Origin of the sequence: Sneathiella aquimaris, assembly GCF_026409565.1 — a bacterium.
GTDB lineage: Bacteria > Pseudomonadota > Alphaproteobacteria > Sneathiellales > Sneathiellaceae > Sneathiella > Sneathiella aquimaris.
The window spans coordinates 588,314-602,907 of sequence record NZ_CP112881.1 but is presented as its reverse complement, the minus strand read 5'-3'; the positions used below and the strand labels follow the sequence as shown (position 1 = coordinate 602,907).

Here is a 14,594-nt window from a genome sequence, read left to right as displayed (position 1 = left end):
AGCTCAAAGGTTACGCAAAAGTAGTAGTAAAGCTTTCCAAAATTTCTGTCAGCTTGGCTTCAGTTTCTTTAGAGAGAGCACCTTCATCACGAATAGTGTCCATCAGATCCTGATGCTTCGCATGCATTTCTGTCAGCAGTTGTTTTTCGAAATCGCCGATCTGGCTTACTTCGATGCGATCGAGGAAACCACGCACACCGGAGAAAATAGCCACAACCTGTTCTTCCATGGTCAATGGAGAATACTGAGGCTGTTTCAGCAGTTCCGTCAAACGGGCACCACGAGCCAGCAAACGCTGTGTCGACGCATCCAGATCAGAACCGAACTGGGCAAATGCGGCCATTTCACGATACTGAGCCAGTTCCAGTTTAATGGTACCAGCAACCTGTTTCATCGCTTTTGTCTGAGCCGCTGAACCCACACGAGACACGGACAAACCAACGTTAATCGCTGGACGAATACCCTGGTAGAACAATTCAGTTTCCAGGAAGATCTGACCGTCCGTAATAGAGATAACGTTTGTCGGAATATAGGCAGACACGTCACCGGCCTGTGTTTCAATCACAGGAAGCGCAGTCATTGAACCCAACCCATTGTCTTCGTTCAATTTCGCAGAACGTTCCAAAAGACGAGAGTGAAGGTAGAAAACGTCACCTGGATAAGCTTCACGTCCTGGAGGACGACGAAGAAGCAGGGACATCTGACGATAGGCAACAGCCTGTTTAGACAGATCATCATAAATGATCAAAGAATGCATTCCGTTATCACGGAAATATTCAGCCATCGCACAGCCAGTAAATGGTGCGAGATATTGAAGCGGAGCCGGGTCGGACGCTGTTGCAGCAACAACGATTGAATATTCCAGCGCACCGTTTTCTTCAAGTGTCTTAACAACCTGAGCAACAGTTGAACGCTTCTGGCCGACAACAACATAAACGCAGTAAAGTTTTTTACTTTCGTCGTCCGTTGCATTGACAGATTTCTGGTTCAGGATCGCATCAACAGCAACCGCCGTTTTACCTGTCTGACGGTCACCAATAATCAACTCACGCTGACCACGCCCAATAGGCACAAGACTATCAACAGATTTCAGACCGGTCATCATTGGCTCGTGAACAGACTTACGAGGCATAATGCCAGGTGCCTTCACGTCCACACGGCGAGCTTCGCCGCCTTCGATAGGACCTTTGCCGTCAATCGGGTTACCCAGACCATCGACAACGCGACCAAGCAAGCCCTTACCGACTTGTGTCTCTACGATAGCGCCAGTCCGTTTAACGGTGTCGCCCTCTTTAATGTCACGGTCAGAACCGAAAATCACGGCACCGACATTGTCTGATTCCAGGTTCAGGGCCAGACCCTTAATACCACCCGGGAACTCCACCATTTCACCCGCCTGGATATTATCCAGACCGTAAATACGAGCAACACCGTCTCCAACAGACAGCACCTGACCAACTTCTGAAACCTCAGCTTGCGTATCAAAACCAGCAATCTGTTGTTTTAGAATTTCGGAAATTTCTGCGGCGCGGATGTCCATCACCCAACCCCTTTCATCGCAAACTTAAGATTTTGAAGCTTGGTTCGGATCGAACTATCGACCATACGCGAACCGACTTTTACAACCAGACCGCCGATAATATCATCATCAACATGTGCGTCGATAATAACATCACTGCCAGTAGAGGATTTTAGCTCTTTCGTAAGAGCCTCCATCTGCTTGACAGTCAGCTTTTTGGCTGACGTAACTTTAGCAACCACTTCACCGCGCTCTGCGGCGAGTAACTTGCCAAAGACATCGATCATGTCCGACAGGGCAAACAAGCGGCGGTTTAGCGCCACCGTCCCCACGAAACGACGAACCAGATCACTTACGCCCAGTTTTTCAAGAACGGCCGCCATGGCACGCGCCTGATCATCTCGGCTAACAAGTGGACTAAGGACGAGCCGTGCGAGATCCGCACTCTCTTCCAATGACGTTTTGATCGTGGCCATATCCGCAGCAACAACGTCAATCTGCTTTGCATCCAAAGCAAGATCAAACAATGCTGTCGCATAGCGACCAGCGATACCCGAAACTATTGTGTTCTCAGCTGACAAGGAAAGATCCCCAAGCCTGAAAAAAACGACGCGAAATGCGTCGAACGAAAATTTGAATGCCCCCACCGACAAGCCACAATAGCGGCCCTTTTCAGCTAGGCAACGGGTTATTAGCACAGTGATTTCTATGAAGCAATATCCCCAAAGGTAGTTTATTCACCAAAATTCACCAAATTTTCACATTTCCGCAGCGCAAAACCGAATATTAGAGAAAATTATAGGGATCAACATCGACTTGCAGCCTTGTGTTCGAAGGAATTTTCTTGCCCTTCAGCCATGCTCGGATGACAGATTGTAAATTTACATCTTTTGCGGTCTTTAACAAAAATCGGTACCGATGGCGCCCTCGTATCATGGACAGCGGTGCCGGGGCCGGGCCCATTATCATGAAATTATCTCCATATGGCGCCCCTCGAGAAAGCTCCTTGCAACAGGAAAGCACCGATTCGGCATCTGTACTGGACAGAATCAAAGAGGCAAGCCGTCCATAAGGGGGCATTAAAGCTTCTTCGCGGGCCAATCGTTCGCTTTCCATGAAGGCCGCGGTATCCTGTTTGGCCAACGCTTCAATGACCGGATGTTCCGGCATATGGGACTGCAACAAGACCTTGCCACGCTGCTCGGCACGGCCTGCACGCCCGGCAACCTGCGATAACAACTGAAATGTGCGCTCCGACGCGCGCAGGTCGCCGCCCGCCAAACCCAGATCAGCATCGACGACCCCAACCAATGTTAGGTTGGGAAAGTGATATCCTTTCGCAACAATCTGTGTTCCGATCAAAATATCGATTTCCCCACTGGTCATCGCACGGACAAACTCTGCGGCAGCACTTGGGCTTGTCAGAGTGTCACTGGCAATCATTGCAATTTTTGCATCCGGAAAAAGAAGCCCTGCTTCTTCTGTTAGTCGTTCTATTCCCGGTCCACAGGCCTTAAAGCTGTCCGTTTCTTCACAATCGGGACAAGCCTTCGGAGTCCCTGTCGAAAATCCGCAATGATGACACTGTAGTTTTCGAAGCAGACGATGCTCGACCAGCCAGGCACTGCAATGCGGACATTGTAAGCGGTGGCCACAGGCGTCGCATAATGTCAGTGGGGCATAGCCACGGCGGTTCAGAAACAACATGGCCTGCTGCTTCAGAGCAAGCACGTCTTCCACCGCCTTTTGAAGCGGCTCCGATATCCAACGCTGACTTCCCGGCCGGTGCAGCTTCAGATCAACAATTTCAACATCAGGCAGAACCGCCCCGCCAAAACGAGAGGGTAATTTCACATGGGTGTATTTACCGGAATGCGCATTGACCAACGTCTCAAGCGACGGGGTAGCCGAGGCCAGAATAACCGGAAATTTTCCAAGCGATCCTCTGACAACAGCCATGTCCCGGGCGTTATAAGGTACGCCTTCATCCTGCTTAAAAGAGGCTTCATGTTCCTCGTCGACAACCACCAGCCCCAGATTGTTAAACGGCAGAAAAAGGGCTGAACGCGCGCCAACGACAACCTTTGCCTTCCCCTCGATAACCGCCCGCCAGTTTTTGCGGCGGGTTCCCTGCCCAAGATCCGAGTGCCATTCCACGGGTTTAACACCAAATCTTTGTTCAAAACGAGATAGCCACTGAGAGGAGAGCGCAATTTCCGGGAGCAGCACCAAGGCTTGCCTGCCTTGCGACAGGCATTCCGCAATCGCTTCAAAATACACTTCCGTTTTACCGGAACCGGTCACACCATCAAGCAAAGATACAGAAAATATCTGTTGTGAAACGGGGGTGCAGAGCGTTGCAGCAGCTTCCTGTTGCAATTCAGACAAATCAAATCCCCCGGCGTTGGGGTCAGGCTCTGGAATAGACGCATCCGCAGGCAATGCAACGCTCTCAAGAACCTGTTGACTCTCCAGGCCTTTCAAGACGGAACTGCTTGTCCCGGCAAGCTCTGAAATCTCTGTTGCTGTTCTTGCCAACCCCCCATCCAGAACCGCCAGAACCCGACGCCTCGCAGCTGTCAGTTTTTCTGGCATTTTTCCTGTATGACGAAATCCTTTTTTCGGCGCTTTCGGATACAGGGCGTCCGGAATGCTCATGCACATCCGCAAAACCCGGCCGGGACGTTGAACCGTGTAATTTGCGACCCAGTCAACAAAACGAAGGCTGGCAGACGGAAGGGCTGGGCACGGCAGGATATCAAGAACGCTCTTCAGCCGGTCCTGCGCGACCGATGGCGTCACATTTTCTTTCCAGACAACACCAACAACCTGTCTGGGGCCGAGCGGTACTTCGACAAATTGCCCCAGATGCAAATCCATTTGCGGTGGGACCCGATAATCATAAAGCGCTCCCGCGCTCATCGGCAGAAGGACTTGTACACATCTTTCATCCAAAAGGTCTGTCATAGGATTTGATTTGGGCCTGCTCTGGTCAATATCGGTTCATTGATCTAAAGTGATATCAGATAGAAACAGGAACAGACACCCAAAAGGTCGTGCCTGACGTCAGAAGAATTGTCCAGCGCGGCCAAACCGGCTATAGAAGGCACAGGAATTCTTATTTGGCATTGATTGAGGATGCAGACAACGTCATGAAATTTTTTGTAGATACAGCCGACACTGAAGAAATTCGGGAACTTGCAGACACCGGTCTATTGGACGGAGTGACAACAAACCCTTCTTTGATTGCCAAAAGCGGCCGCGATTTTTTTGATGTCATTAAAGAAATCTGCGCCATTGTTGATGGCCCTGTTAGCGCAGAGGTCGCCGCAACAGATTATGAAACAATGATCGAAGAAGGCAAGAAACTGGCGGGCATTGCTGAAAATGTCGCCGTAAAAGTGCCCTTGACGATGGCTGGCCTTAAAACCTGCTCACAGCTTTCAAAAGCAGGCACACAGGTAAATGTAACGCTGTGTTTTTCTGCAGCACAAGCGATCCTCGCGGCAAAAGCGGGGGCAACCTACATTTCCCCATTTGTTGGTCGTCTTGACGATATTGGTCAGGACGGCATGAACCTGATCGGCGACATCGTCCAGATTTATGGCAACTATCCGAATCTTCACACAGAAGTTCTGGTCGCCTCTATTCGCAACCCGGCCCATATTGTCAATTCTGCGCTGATGGGTGCAGATGTCTGCACAATTCCGCCGCAGGTTCTGAAACAACTGGTGTCTCATCCATTGACTGATAAGGGCCTCGCAGCCTTTTTGTCAGATTGGGAAAAAACCGGGCAGAAAATCATCGGCTAAACGAAAGCTGAAACAGGCAAAGGGTAACGGCGTGGCAAAAAGCAAAGAAAGCAAACCATCTGATAAAGGGAGCCTTCCGGATCTCGATGCAGCAGATGTGCGGAACTGGCTTAATCGCCACCCGGAATTTCTGAAAGAGAACGCAGATCTTCTGATGGAAGCCGCGCCGCCTACCCGTCCGTCTGGAGAAGGAGTTGTCGATATGCAGTCTTTCCTTGTTGAAAGACTGCAATCAGAAGTACGGCGTCTGACAGACACCCAAAACACATTTGTCGCCGCGGCAAGGATCAATCAACATACCCAGAAAATGATCCATGCCTCCGTTCAACTTATTTTGTCCGCAACAGGCTTTGCGCATTTTGTCCATATCCTGACACAAGACCTGCCAGAAATTCTGGAAGTAGATGTCATTACACTGTGCATTGAAGACGGTCCTATCCCACTTCCGGAAATGACCGGGTTGCAGAGACTGAAATCGGGAAGTATTGATCGTGCCAACTGGCATATGGGGCATATCCTGATGCGTCCTGTTGCAACCAAATCCCGGGCCATCTTCGGACCGGCAATGGATCTCGTTTATTCTGATTCTTTGATCAAACTTGAAGTGCCGTCACTGCATGCCCAAGCCATGTTGGCGATCGGCAGTCGGGAAGAAGGACATTTTCATCCAGATCAAGGCACGGAACTCCTAGCTTTTCTGGCAACCTGTACACAATCCTGTTTGCAGATGTGGTTGGAAAACACGACACCGTAACGCCCATGACGGACATTCTATCGGATCGGTTGAAAATCTGGAAAAACTGGCTGACGCATGAGAAGAAGGTCAGTCCGCACACTTTGAATGCCTATGACCGGGATGTTTCGGATTTTCTGGACTTTCTAGGGCCTCATTTGGGGAAAGCGCCAACCTTTCAGGACTTGGAGACATTGCGGGCCGCTGATTTTCGCGCGTTCCTTGCTTCCCGCCAGCGAGACGGGTTATCAGCGACATCTTTAAATCGGGTTCTTTCGTCGGTCCGCAGTTTTTTTCGCAAGCAGGAAAAAGACGGCGTTTTGCATAACCCCTATATTAAAATTGTGCGCTCCCCCAAGAAACCAAAAACCCTGCCCAGACCTGTCAGCCCCAAAGCGGCAAAATTACTTCTCAACAGTAGCCGTCACAGTCCGGGTACGGGCCAACGCTGGCTGCAAGACCGGGATACAGCTGTGCTTAGCCTTTTATACGGCTGTGGCCTTCGTATCAATGAGGCGCTTTCCCTCAATTATCAGGACCGCCCTCACGGGGAAGTCTTGCGGATTTTGGGAAAAGGCAACAAAGAACGACTTGTCCCGGTATTGCCTGCTGTCCGTGAGGCAATTGAGGCCTATATTAACGAATGCCCGTTCAGGTTTCGGGAGGATGGCCCGTTGTTCTTTGGCAAGCAGGGAAAGCGGCTCAATGCCCGAACTATTCAGCATCGGGTTCAGGAATTACGACGCCGTCTGGGTTTACCAGAAACAGCGACGCCCCATGCGTTGCGCCACAGTTTCGCAACCCATCTTCTGAAAAATGGTGGTGATCTTCGCACCATTCAGGAGCTTCTTGGTCACGCCTCCCTCTCCAGCACGCAGGTTTATACGGATTTGGAAATCGACACGCTTTTGAAAGTCTATGAAAACGCCCATCCCAAATCCTCTGGAACCTAGCGCGACAGCTTCAATGCGATCGGGGCAAAAACAGCAATTGCTCCCATAGAAAGATACGCAAATCCCCACGCGATAAGCTCGTCAGGCCCACCTCCCAGATCAAGGACAAAACCCGCAACAACGGGCCCGGCCATGGCCCCGGTGAAACCGAGGAAACTGTGCACTGCCATTGTTGAACCTTTCAGCTCCGGAGGGGAAGTCTCAACCGCTCCTGAGGTGATGGAGGATGAATCGGCGGTGACAAAAAAACCAAACGCAGCCGCCAGCAACACAACGACGGCAAATGGTAAATCTGCAGAGAAGCCCAGAACAAGCGACAAACAGAAGGATATGAACATGATCAGGGCAATCGCTTTTTGCCGGCCAAGCTTCAAGGCAAGCTCGTTTCCAGAGACACTGGCGGGAAGGCCCAGAAAGATAATAATTGACGCGATGATGCTGATGTCCATCCAGGCAGGAGCGTCCGTGCGTGTTTGCGCAAAGGTCAAAAACGCAACGACAAATGACCGCATCGCCATTAATTCCCAGGAATGGCAGAAATATGCCAGAACATAGCCCATGGTCTTCCGGTTCGTAAGAACCGGGGTAAAGTTGAAAAGTTGCCGCCACGGACGCGGATGATGATTTGGCTTTGAGCTCGTCGAAAACAGGATTATCAACAAGGCAAAGGGTGGTCCGGCAATGACCGCATATAATGCAGTTTCCGCCCCCATCCATTTATGCATCTGCCCGACCAGCAAGAAAGAAAGCGCTGAGCCGCTTGAAAAGCAGGCCGTATAGAAGGCGATTGACCGTGAATGGTTTCCCTCCGGCAACCGATCCGTCAAAAGTTTAAGGCCCGGCATGTAAGAAGCGGCCAAAGCGGCCCCGGATAAAAACCGCCAAGGCAGGGATGAAAGAAAACCATCAGCAAAAACGGCAAAGCCGTATGCACCGGCGATTGCAACCAGATTACCGGCCACCACGACTTTTCTTGCATCAATCCTGTCAGTCAAAGTCGCCGCGATAAAACCGACAATGGTAAATCCGCAAAAATAGGCCCCGTTAATCCATCCGGCCTGCGTCCCCGAAAGACCCCAGCTTTTAAAGAAAAAAGGGGTCAATGCGGGAAAGGCCGCGAAAGAGGTCATCGACAGGACTTCTGCCAAACAGAGTAAAAAAGTCAGTCTGGCAGCAGACATAAGTGATGGACCTTACGCTTCTGGTGGCACTGTTTCTTGAAGGGAAGGACGGCTTGAAAAAGACTCATACCAAGCTGCAAGCTGAGGGCGCCCTTCTCTCCAGTTTTCATGGGAAAACCGGAAATCAAAATATCCAAGGGCACAGGCCACCGCAATGGTTCCGATATTCAAGTCATCCTTGAACGAGCCAACCGTTTTTTCCAGGTGATCCAAACCGTTTTCCATCGCAACCCTCAACCGGGCATTCCAGGTTGGAGAGCCTTCTCCTTCTGGCATGGCTGCACTATCCATCCGACGTTGATACGCCGCATCCGTCATACCGTCCGCCAACGCATGCAGGGTCATAACGCGCGCGCGATCAATACCCTTTGCTGGAAATAAATCCACTTTATCTGAAAGTTCGTTCAGATATTCACAGATAACCACAGAATCAAAAAGGGTGTCACCACTGTCCAAAGTCAGGCTTGGAACCTTGCCTAAAGGGTTGGCAGGATTGATCCCCTTGAAGATGTCAGAGACATCTCCACGGTAGGTTTCTATTGTGTCGAAAAGACCCGCCTCCATGGCGGTCACAACGACTTTACGAACAAACGGCGATGTGGGGCTGTAACAAAGCTTCATAGCGGCTCCTGAGCAAGTTGGGGACGAGCAAAAAGAAAGGGCCGGATCCTGAAATCCGGCCCTGCATTTTCAAGAATTTAAACCGAAAGGTCAACTGTTCAAAGTACGACCGGCAACCGCAAGCGCGGCTTCTTTCACAGCTTCGTTCAATGTCGGATGGGCATGGCAGGTTCTCGCAATATCTTCCGCAGAAGCGCCAAACTCCATCGCCAGGACACATTCATGAATAACGGTACCTGCATCTGGTCCAATAATATGAACACCCAAAACTTTATCGGTTTTCTTGTCGGCCAGAATTTTTGCAAATCCTTCGGTGAACCCATTGGCCCGCGCCCGGCTATTCGCCATAAAGGGCACCTTGCCAACATTATATTCAATACCCGCGTCCTTAAGCTGTTCTTCGGTCTTTCCAACCGTCGCAACTTCTGGCCAGGTATAGATGACACCGGGAATGGTATCGTAATTGATATGAGGTTTTTGTCCTGCCAGCATTTCAACGCAGACAACGCCTTCGTCTTCTGCTTTATGAGCAAGCATAGGGCCATCGATTACATCACCAATGGCATAGACACCATCAACACTGGATTTAAAAGTTTTATCGACGATAATCCGGCCGGCTTTATCCCGCTCTACACCCAGATCATCCAGACCCAAACCTTCGGTATACGGACGACGACCGATTGCAACCAGAACAACCTCAGCCTTCAATTCTTCCGCGTCACCACCTTTTGCAGGTTCCACGGTCAATGTCACGCCAGATTTGGCTTTTTTGGCCCCGGTGACTTTCTTGCCGAGCATGAACTTCATGCCCTGCTTTTTCAGCACCCGTTGCGTTGTTTTCGCGACCTCGTTATCCGTGCCGGGCAGAATTCGGTCAAGGAACTCGACAACCGTCACTTCGGCGCCCAAACGCCGCCAAACGGTTCCCAGCTCAAGACCGATCACACCACCGCCGATAACAATCATGCTTTTCGGCACTTTTTTAAGTTCAAGGGCCCCTGTGGACGAGACGATTTGTTTTTCGTCGATGTCCACATTTGGCAAGGGTGTCACTTCTGATCCCGTACAAATCAGAATATTTTTCCCCTTGATGACTTTGTTTTCCTCGCCGGTCACTTCAACGCGACCGCCACCCTGAAGCTCTCCGGCGCCCTTGATGTAAGTCACCTTGTTCTTCTTGAACAAAAACTCGATGCCTTGCGTCAAGCCTTCAACCGTTGTTTCTTTTTGGCCCAGCATCTTGGACAGGTCCAGTTTAACGGAACCCACGTTAATACCGCGATCAGCAAAATCATGCTGAGCTTCTTCAAATAGTTCGGAAGATTTCAGCAGGGCTTTCGATGGGATACACCCAACATTCAGGCATGTTCCGCCCAACGCGCCGCGTTTTTCAACACAGGCCGTTTTCATGCCCAGTTGTGCCGCGCGAATGGCCGCAGTATATCCGCCCGGGCCGCCACCGACCACAATCAAGTCAAAGCTATCGTCACTCATGATAATCCCCTTTAGGGAAATGTTAGAATTACAGGTCCAGCAACAGGCGTTGTGGGTCTTCCAGCGCTTCTTTCACGCGGACAAGGAACGTCACCGCCTCTTTACCGTCAATGATCCGATGATCATAAGACAGGGCCAGATACATCATCGGGCGAATTTTAATTTCACCGTCGACAACCATCGGCCGCTCCTGAATTTTATGCATCCCCAATACACCTGATTGAGGCGCGTTCAAAATTGGAGACGACATCAGAGAGCCGTAAACACCACCGTTTGAAATCGTGAAAGTGCCACCTTGCATGTCCGCCATGCTCAGCTTGCCGTCCCGAGCCTTCCGGCCCAGTTCTGCAATACCTTTTTCAACTTCAGCGAAGCTCATCTGATCGGCATCCCGCAAAACAGGAACCACAAGACCATTTGGCGTCCCGACAGCAACACCCATGTGATAGTAGTTTTTATAAATGATCTGATCGCCATCAATTTCAGCATTTACCGCAGGCAGTTCCTGCAGGCCGGCGATACAGGCTTTGGTAAAGAAAGACATGAAACCAAGCTTGACTTCATGCTTTTTCAAAAACAGATCTTTGTATTCCGCGCGCAACGCCATCAGATTAGTCAGATCCACTTCGTTATAAGTGGTTAGCATCGCGGCAGTATTCTGCGCTTCTTTAAGTTTCGACGCGATACTCTTGCGCAGGCGAGTCATCTTCACGCGCTCTTCACGCGCCTCTTCACTCCGCGGTCCAGAAGGGGCCGCAGGTGCAGGTGCAGCGGCAGGAGCCGCGGACGGAGCAGACGGCGCTGCCGCAGGAGACTTGCCGCCATTTTCAAGCGCTTCAAGTACATCACCCTTGGTAATCCGGCCATCTTTACCGGTCCCACGGATGTCGGACGCGTTCAGATTATTTTCGTCGATAAGCTTTTGCGCGGCAGGCAATGTTTCAACCGAGCCAGAAGACGCTGGAGCCGCAGCGGGTTCTGATTTGACTTCAGCGGGCTTCGCAGGCTTTTCAGCTTGTTTAGGCGCATCTTCCTTGGGCGCTTCTGCCTTGGGCTTGGCAGAGGCATTCCCTGAAGCCCCAGCAACGATCTGACCCAAAAGAGCGCCAACTTCGACATCTTCACCTTCTGCAGCGATGATTTCTTCCAGACGCCCGCTTTCCGTCGCATTGACTTCCAGCGTCACTTTGTCTGTTTCAAGCTCAACGATAGGCTCATCCTTGGCAATTGAATCACCGACTTGCTTGAACCACTGACCCACAGTGGCTTCCGTTACGGATTCCCCAAGAACGGGCACACGAATTTCAACAGTCATGTTCTTACTTTCCTATTCGGATTTGATGCCAAGTGCATCATCTACTAGTGCTGCTTGTTGTTTATTATGCTGCTTCAGCAAACCAGTGGCGGTTGCCGCTGATTCATTCCGACCTGCATAACGGGCCCGGGACACATTTTTCATGCCGACAGACGCCAGAACTTCTTCAATACGAGGTTCTACAAATGACCAGGCGCCCATATTTTTCGGTTCTTCCTGACACCACACGATATCCTCGATATGCGTGAACGCTTTCAGTTCATCTGCCAGTGCCTGTTCCGGGAACGGATACAGCTGCTCCAGACGAAGGAAATAAGTATCTTTCAGACCCACTTCATCCCGGCGGGCTTTCAGGTCATAATAAACCTTACCCGAACATAGAACGATGCGTTTGACATCCTTATCTGCACATAATTTTTCATTATCATACAGAACCCTGTGGAAGGTTGAACCCGGTCCCATTTCGTCAAGTGTGGAAACCGCCATTTTATGGCGCAACAAGGATTTAGGCGTCATTATGACCAGTGGTTTACGGAACTTGCGATGGATCTGACGGCGCAGCACATGGAAATAGTTGGCTGGTGTCGTACAGTTCACGATTTGCCAGTTATCTTCCGCAGATGATTGCAAATACCGTTCAAGACGGGCCGAGGAATGTTCAGGTCCTTGACCTTCATAACCATGCGGCAGAAGCATAACCAGACCACTCATCCGCAGCCATTTTGCTTCACCGCTAGAGATAAACTGATCAATGATCACCTGAGCACCATTGGCAAAATCACCAAACTGGGCTTCCCAAAGAACCAGTGTCTTAGGCTCTGCAAGACTATAGCCATATTCGTAACCCAGTACCGCCATTTCAGACAACATACTGTCAATGACTTCATACTGTGCCTGTTCACCGTCCAGATTATTAAGCGGGACATACCGTTCTTCTGTCATCTGGTCAACGATAACGGAATGGCGCTGTGAAAATGTTCCGCGGCCACAATCCTGTCCGGATAGGCGAACCGGATAATTTTCTTTGAGCAATGAGCCAAAAGCCAGCGCTTCTGCGGTCGCCCAGTCGATATTTTCACCGGTATCGATCATTTTCTTCTTGGCTTTCAGGACCCGTTGCAGGGTTCTGTGCACATTATGATTTTCCGGAATTTCAGTCAGTTTATTACCGATCTCCCGCAATATATCCAACTCAACAGCGGTTGTACCACGGCGAGCACCTTGATCGGCTCGCTCAAACCCCTGCCAGCGACCTTCGAACCAGTCCGCTTTATTTGGCTTGAAGCTGTTGGCTGTCTCAAACTGTTTTTCCAGATAATCTTTAAATTCAGCGATCCAGCCTTCAACCTGACTTTCCTGAACTACGCCTTCTTCAATCAGTTTTTTAGCGTAGATCTGCATGGTAGTAGGATGCTGGGAAATTGTCCGATACATTAATGGTTGAGTAAAGGCTGGCTCGTCCCCTTCGTTATGACCATGGCGGCGATAACAGAACATGTCGATGACAACATCAATCTGGAACTGCTGACGGAATTCAGTCGCAATTTTTGCCACATGGCAAACGGCCTCAGGATCATCGCCATTGACATGGAAAATTGGCGCCTGAACCATTTTCCCCACATCAGATGGATACGGGCTGGACCGTGAGTATTTAGGACTTGTGGTAAAGCCGATCTGATTATTGACCACAAAGTGAATGGTGCCGGACGTCCGGTACCCTTTAAGTTCAGAGAGCCCAAAACATTCAGCAACAACACCCTGCCCGGCAAAAGCCGCGTCACCATGAAGCAGAAGCGGCATCACCTGCTCGCCTACATTATGGCCAATCTGAGATTGCTTCGCCCGTGCCTTACCAAGAACAACAGGATTAACTGCTTCCAGATGAGACGGGTTCGCGGTCAAGGATAGATGCACATTATTGCCATCGAATTCACGATCAGAAGACGTCCCCAAGTGATACTTCACATCACCAGAACCTTCCACATCTTCTGGATTGGCTGGGTTCCCCTGAAATTCAGAAAACACGGCCCGGAACGGTTTCGCCATAACATTTGTCAGAATATTCAGGCGTCCCCGATGAGGCATACCCAAAACAATTTCTTTAACGCCAAGCTGGCCACCGCGTTTAATAACGCCTTCCATGGCCGGCACCAGCGATTCACCGCCATCCAGACCGAACCGTTTTGTACCGGTATATTTTACGTTCAGAAAATGTTCGAAACCTTCTGTTTCGATCAGTTTGCGCAAAATCGCAACCTTGCCTTCTGACGTGAAAGTAACGTCTTTATGACGTCCTTCAATACGTTCCTGGATCCAGGCTTTCTGATCTGGCTCCTGAATATGCATAAACTCGACACCGATCGATCCGCAATAGGTGCGGGTCACGATCTCAAGTATCTCGCGGATTGTTGACGTTTCCAATCCGAGAACATTATCCAGAAAGATTTCGCGATCCCAGTCACTTTCATCAAATCCATAGGTTCGAGGATCCAGTTCCGGGTGTTCTTTTGGCGCTTCCAGACCCAAGGGATCCAGGTTGGCTTTCAGATGCCCGCGAACGCGATAGCTTCTGATCAACATGAGGGCGCGAATGGTATCAATCGCTGCCGCTCTGATGTCCTGTTGAGGAAGACCTTTTTTCTCCGCCTTTTCAATGGCGCGATAGGCCGCATCTCCAAGGATGCCGTATTCGTCTTCAGGGGAAATTCCGTTACTTGGGGTCCAGGGGGCGCCGCGATTTTCTGCTACGACAGTTTCTGCGTCATCGCCCAGGGTCTGAAAATACTGCTGCCAGCTGCTGTCAACTGAAGTTGGGTCATTCTGGTAGCGAAGATAAAGATCTTCAATAAATCCGGCATTTGTGCCAGAGAGGAAGGAAGAATTGTCCACTTGTTGTGCCATTTCCGGTCATATGGGTGGGCAATTGCCCACCCCCAAAGTAAAAGTCGAGTTAAAATGAACGAGTA

At 50.3% G+C, this 14,594-nt stretch carries 11 protein-coding genes; 3 read left to right on the top strand and 8 right to left on the bottom strand.

Features of this window, described 5'->3' with window-relative positions; translation table 11 throughout:
• Nucleotides 1–10: 10 nt before the first annotated feature.
• The 3 genes from atpA to OIR97_RS02715 form a co-directional block, all read right to left on the bottom strand.
• Entirely contained in the window at nt 11–1,540 is a 1,530-nt protein-coding gene (gene atpA / locus OIR97_RS02725; RefSeq protein ID WP_169544178.1) for a F0F1 ATP synthase subunit alpha, read from the bottom strand.
• Nucleotides 1,540–2,100 carry a F0F1 ATP synthase subunit delta gene (locus OIR97_RS02720; RefSeq protein ID WP_169544177.1) on the bottom strand — a complete coding sequence of 187 codons (561 nt, stop codon included), beginning with the start codon at nt 2,098–2,100 and terminating at the stop codon, nt 1,540–1,542. The genes atpA and OIR97_RS02720 overlap by 1 nt, the downstream gene beginning before the upstream one ends.
• Nucleotides 2,101–2,305: 205 nt before the next feature.
• Nucleotides 2,306–4,486 carry a primosomal protein N' gene (locus OIR97_RS02715; RefSeq protein ID WP_169544176.1) on the bottom strand — a complete coding sequence of 727 codons (2,181 nt, stop codon included), beginning with the start codon at nt 4,484–4,486 and terminating at the stop codon, nt 2,306–2,308.
• Nucleotides 4,487–4,671: 185 nt separating this feature from the next.
• On the opposite strand from OIR97_RS02715, the gene fsa reads away from it, so the two are divergent.
• The 3 genes from fsa to OIR97_RS02700 are packed head-to-tail and all read left to right on the top strand — an operon-like array spanning nt 4,672 to nt 7,017.
• Nucleotides 4,672–5,331 carry a fructose-6-phosphate aldolase gene (fsa, locus tag OIR97_RS02710; RefSeq protein WP_169544175.1) on the top strand — a complete coding sequence of 220 codons (660 nt, stop codon included), beginning with the start codon at nt 4,672–4,674 and terminating at the stop codon, nt 5,329–5,331.
• A gap of 31 nt (nt 5,332–5,362) precedes the next feature.
• Nucleotides 5,363–6,085 carry a DUF484 family protein gene (locus OIR97_RS02705; protein WP_169544174.1) on the top strand — a complete coding sequence of 241 codons (723 nt, stop codon included), beginning with the start codon at nt 5,363–5,365 and terminating at the stop codon, nt 6,083–6,085.
• A 5-nt stretch (nt 6,086–6,090) separates the two neighbouring features.
• A complete protein-coding gene (locus OIR97_RS02700) occupies nt 6,091–7,017 on the top strand; it encodes a tyrosine recombinase XerC (protein WP_169544173.1) in 927 nt (308 codons plus the stop codon).
• On the opposite strand, the gene OIR97_RS02695 is transcribed toward OIR97_RS02700, so the two are convergent.
• The 5 genes from OIR97_RS02695 to OIR97_RS02675 all read right to left on the bottom strand — a co-directional run bounded on the left by OIR97_RS02695 (nt 7,014) and on the right by OIR97_RS02675 (nt 14,529).
• Nucleotides 7,014–8,198 (bottom strand): MFS transporter, encoded by a 1,185-nt coding sequence (locus OIR97_RS02695; protein ID WP_169544172.1) that lies wholly within the window; start codon nt 8,196–8,198, stop codon nt 7,014–7,016. The genes OIR97_RS02700 and OIR97_RS02695 overlap by 4 nt on opposite strands.
• A gap of 12 nt (nt 8,199–8,210) precedes the next feature.
• The gene (locus tag OIR97_RS02690) at nt 8,211–8,819 is read right to left on the bottom strand and encodes a glutathione S-transferase N-terminal domain-containing protein (protein ID WP_169544171.1); all 609 of its coding nucleotides are present in this window, start codon (nt 8,817–8,819) and stop codon (nt 8,211–8,213) included.
• A 90-nt stretch (nt 8,820–8,909) separates the two neighbouring features.
• A complete protein-coding gene (lpdA, locus tag OIR97_RS02685) occupies nt 8,910–10,313 on the bottom strand; it encodes a dihydrolipoyl dehydrogenase (RefSeq protein ID WP_169544170.1) in 1,404 nt (467 codons plus the stop codon).
• 28 nt (nt 10,314–10,341) lie between these two features.
• On the bottom strand, nt 10,342–11,628 hold the full coding sequence (odhB, locus tag OIR97_RS02680; protein ID WP_169544169.1) for a 2-oxoglutarate dehydrogenase complex dihydrolipoyllysine-residue succinyltransferase: 1,287 nt from the start codon (nt 11,626–11,628) through the stop codon (nt 10,342–10,344).
• Between the two features lie 12 nt (nt 11,629–11,640).
• On the bottom strand, nt 11,641–14,529 hold the full coding sequence (locus OIR97_RS02675) for a 2-oxoglutarate dehydrogenase E1 component (RefSeq protein WP_169544168.1): 2,889 nt from the start codon (nt 14,527–14,529) through the stop codon (nt 11,641–11,643).
• Nucleotides 14,530–14,594: the final 65 nt, after the last annotated feature.

Excerpts from the sequence above, each read along its gene's own strand:
- atpA (WP_169544178.1), bottom strand. The coding sequence starts at position 1,540 with ATGGACATCCGCGCCGCAGAAATTTCCGAAATTCTAAAACAACAGATT.
- OIR97_RS02715 (WP_169544176.1), bottom strand. The coding sequence starts at position 4,486 with ATGACAGACCTTTTGGATGAAAGATGTGTACAAGTCCTTCTGCCGATG.
- fsa (WP_169544175.1), top strand. The coding sequence starts at position 4,672 with ATGAAATTTTTTGTAGATACAGCCGACACTGAAGAAATTCGGGAACTT.
- OIR97_RS02700 (WP_169544173.1), top strand. The coding sequence starts at position 6,091 with ATGACGGACATTCTATCGGATCGGTTGAAAATCTGGAAAAACTGGCTG.
- OIR97_RS02695 (WP_169544172.1), bottom strand. The coding sequence starts at position 8,198 with ATGTCTGCTGCCAGACTGACTTTTTTACTCTGTTTGGCAGAAGTCCTG.
- OIR97_RS02690 (WP_169544171.1), bottom strand. The coding sequence starts at position 8,819 with ATGAAGCTTTGTTACAGCCCCACATCGCCGTTTGTTCGTAAAGTCGTT.
- lpdA (WP_169544170.1), bottom strand. The coding sequence starts at position 10,313 with ATGAGTGACGATAGCTTTGACTTGATTGTGGTCGGTGGCGGCCCGGGC.
- odhB (WP_169544169.1), bottom strand. The coding sequence starts at position 11,628 with ATGACTGTTGAAATTCGTGTGCCCGTTCTTGGGGAATCCGTAACGGAA.
- OIR97_RS02675 (WP_169544168.1), bottom strand. The coding sequence starts at position 14,529 with ATGGCACAACAAGTGGACAATTCTTCCTTCCTCTCTGGCACAAATGCC.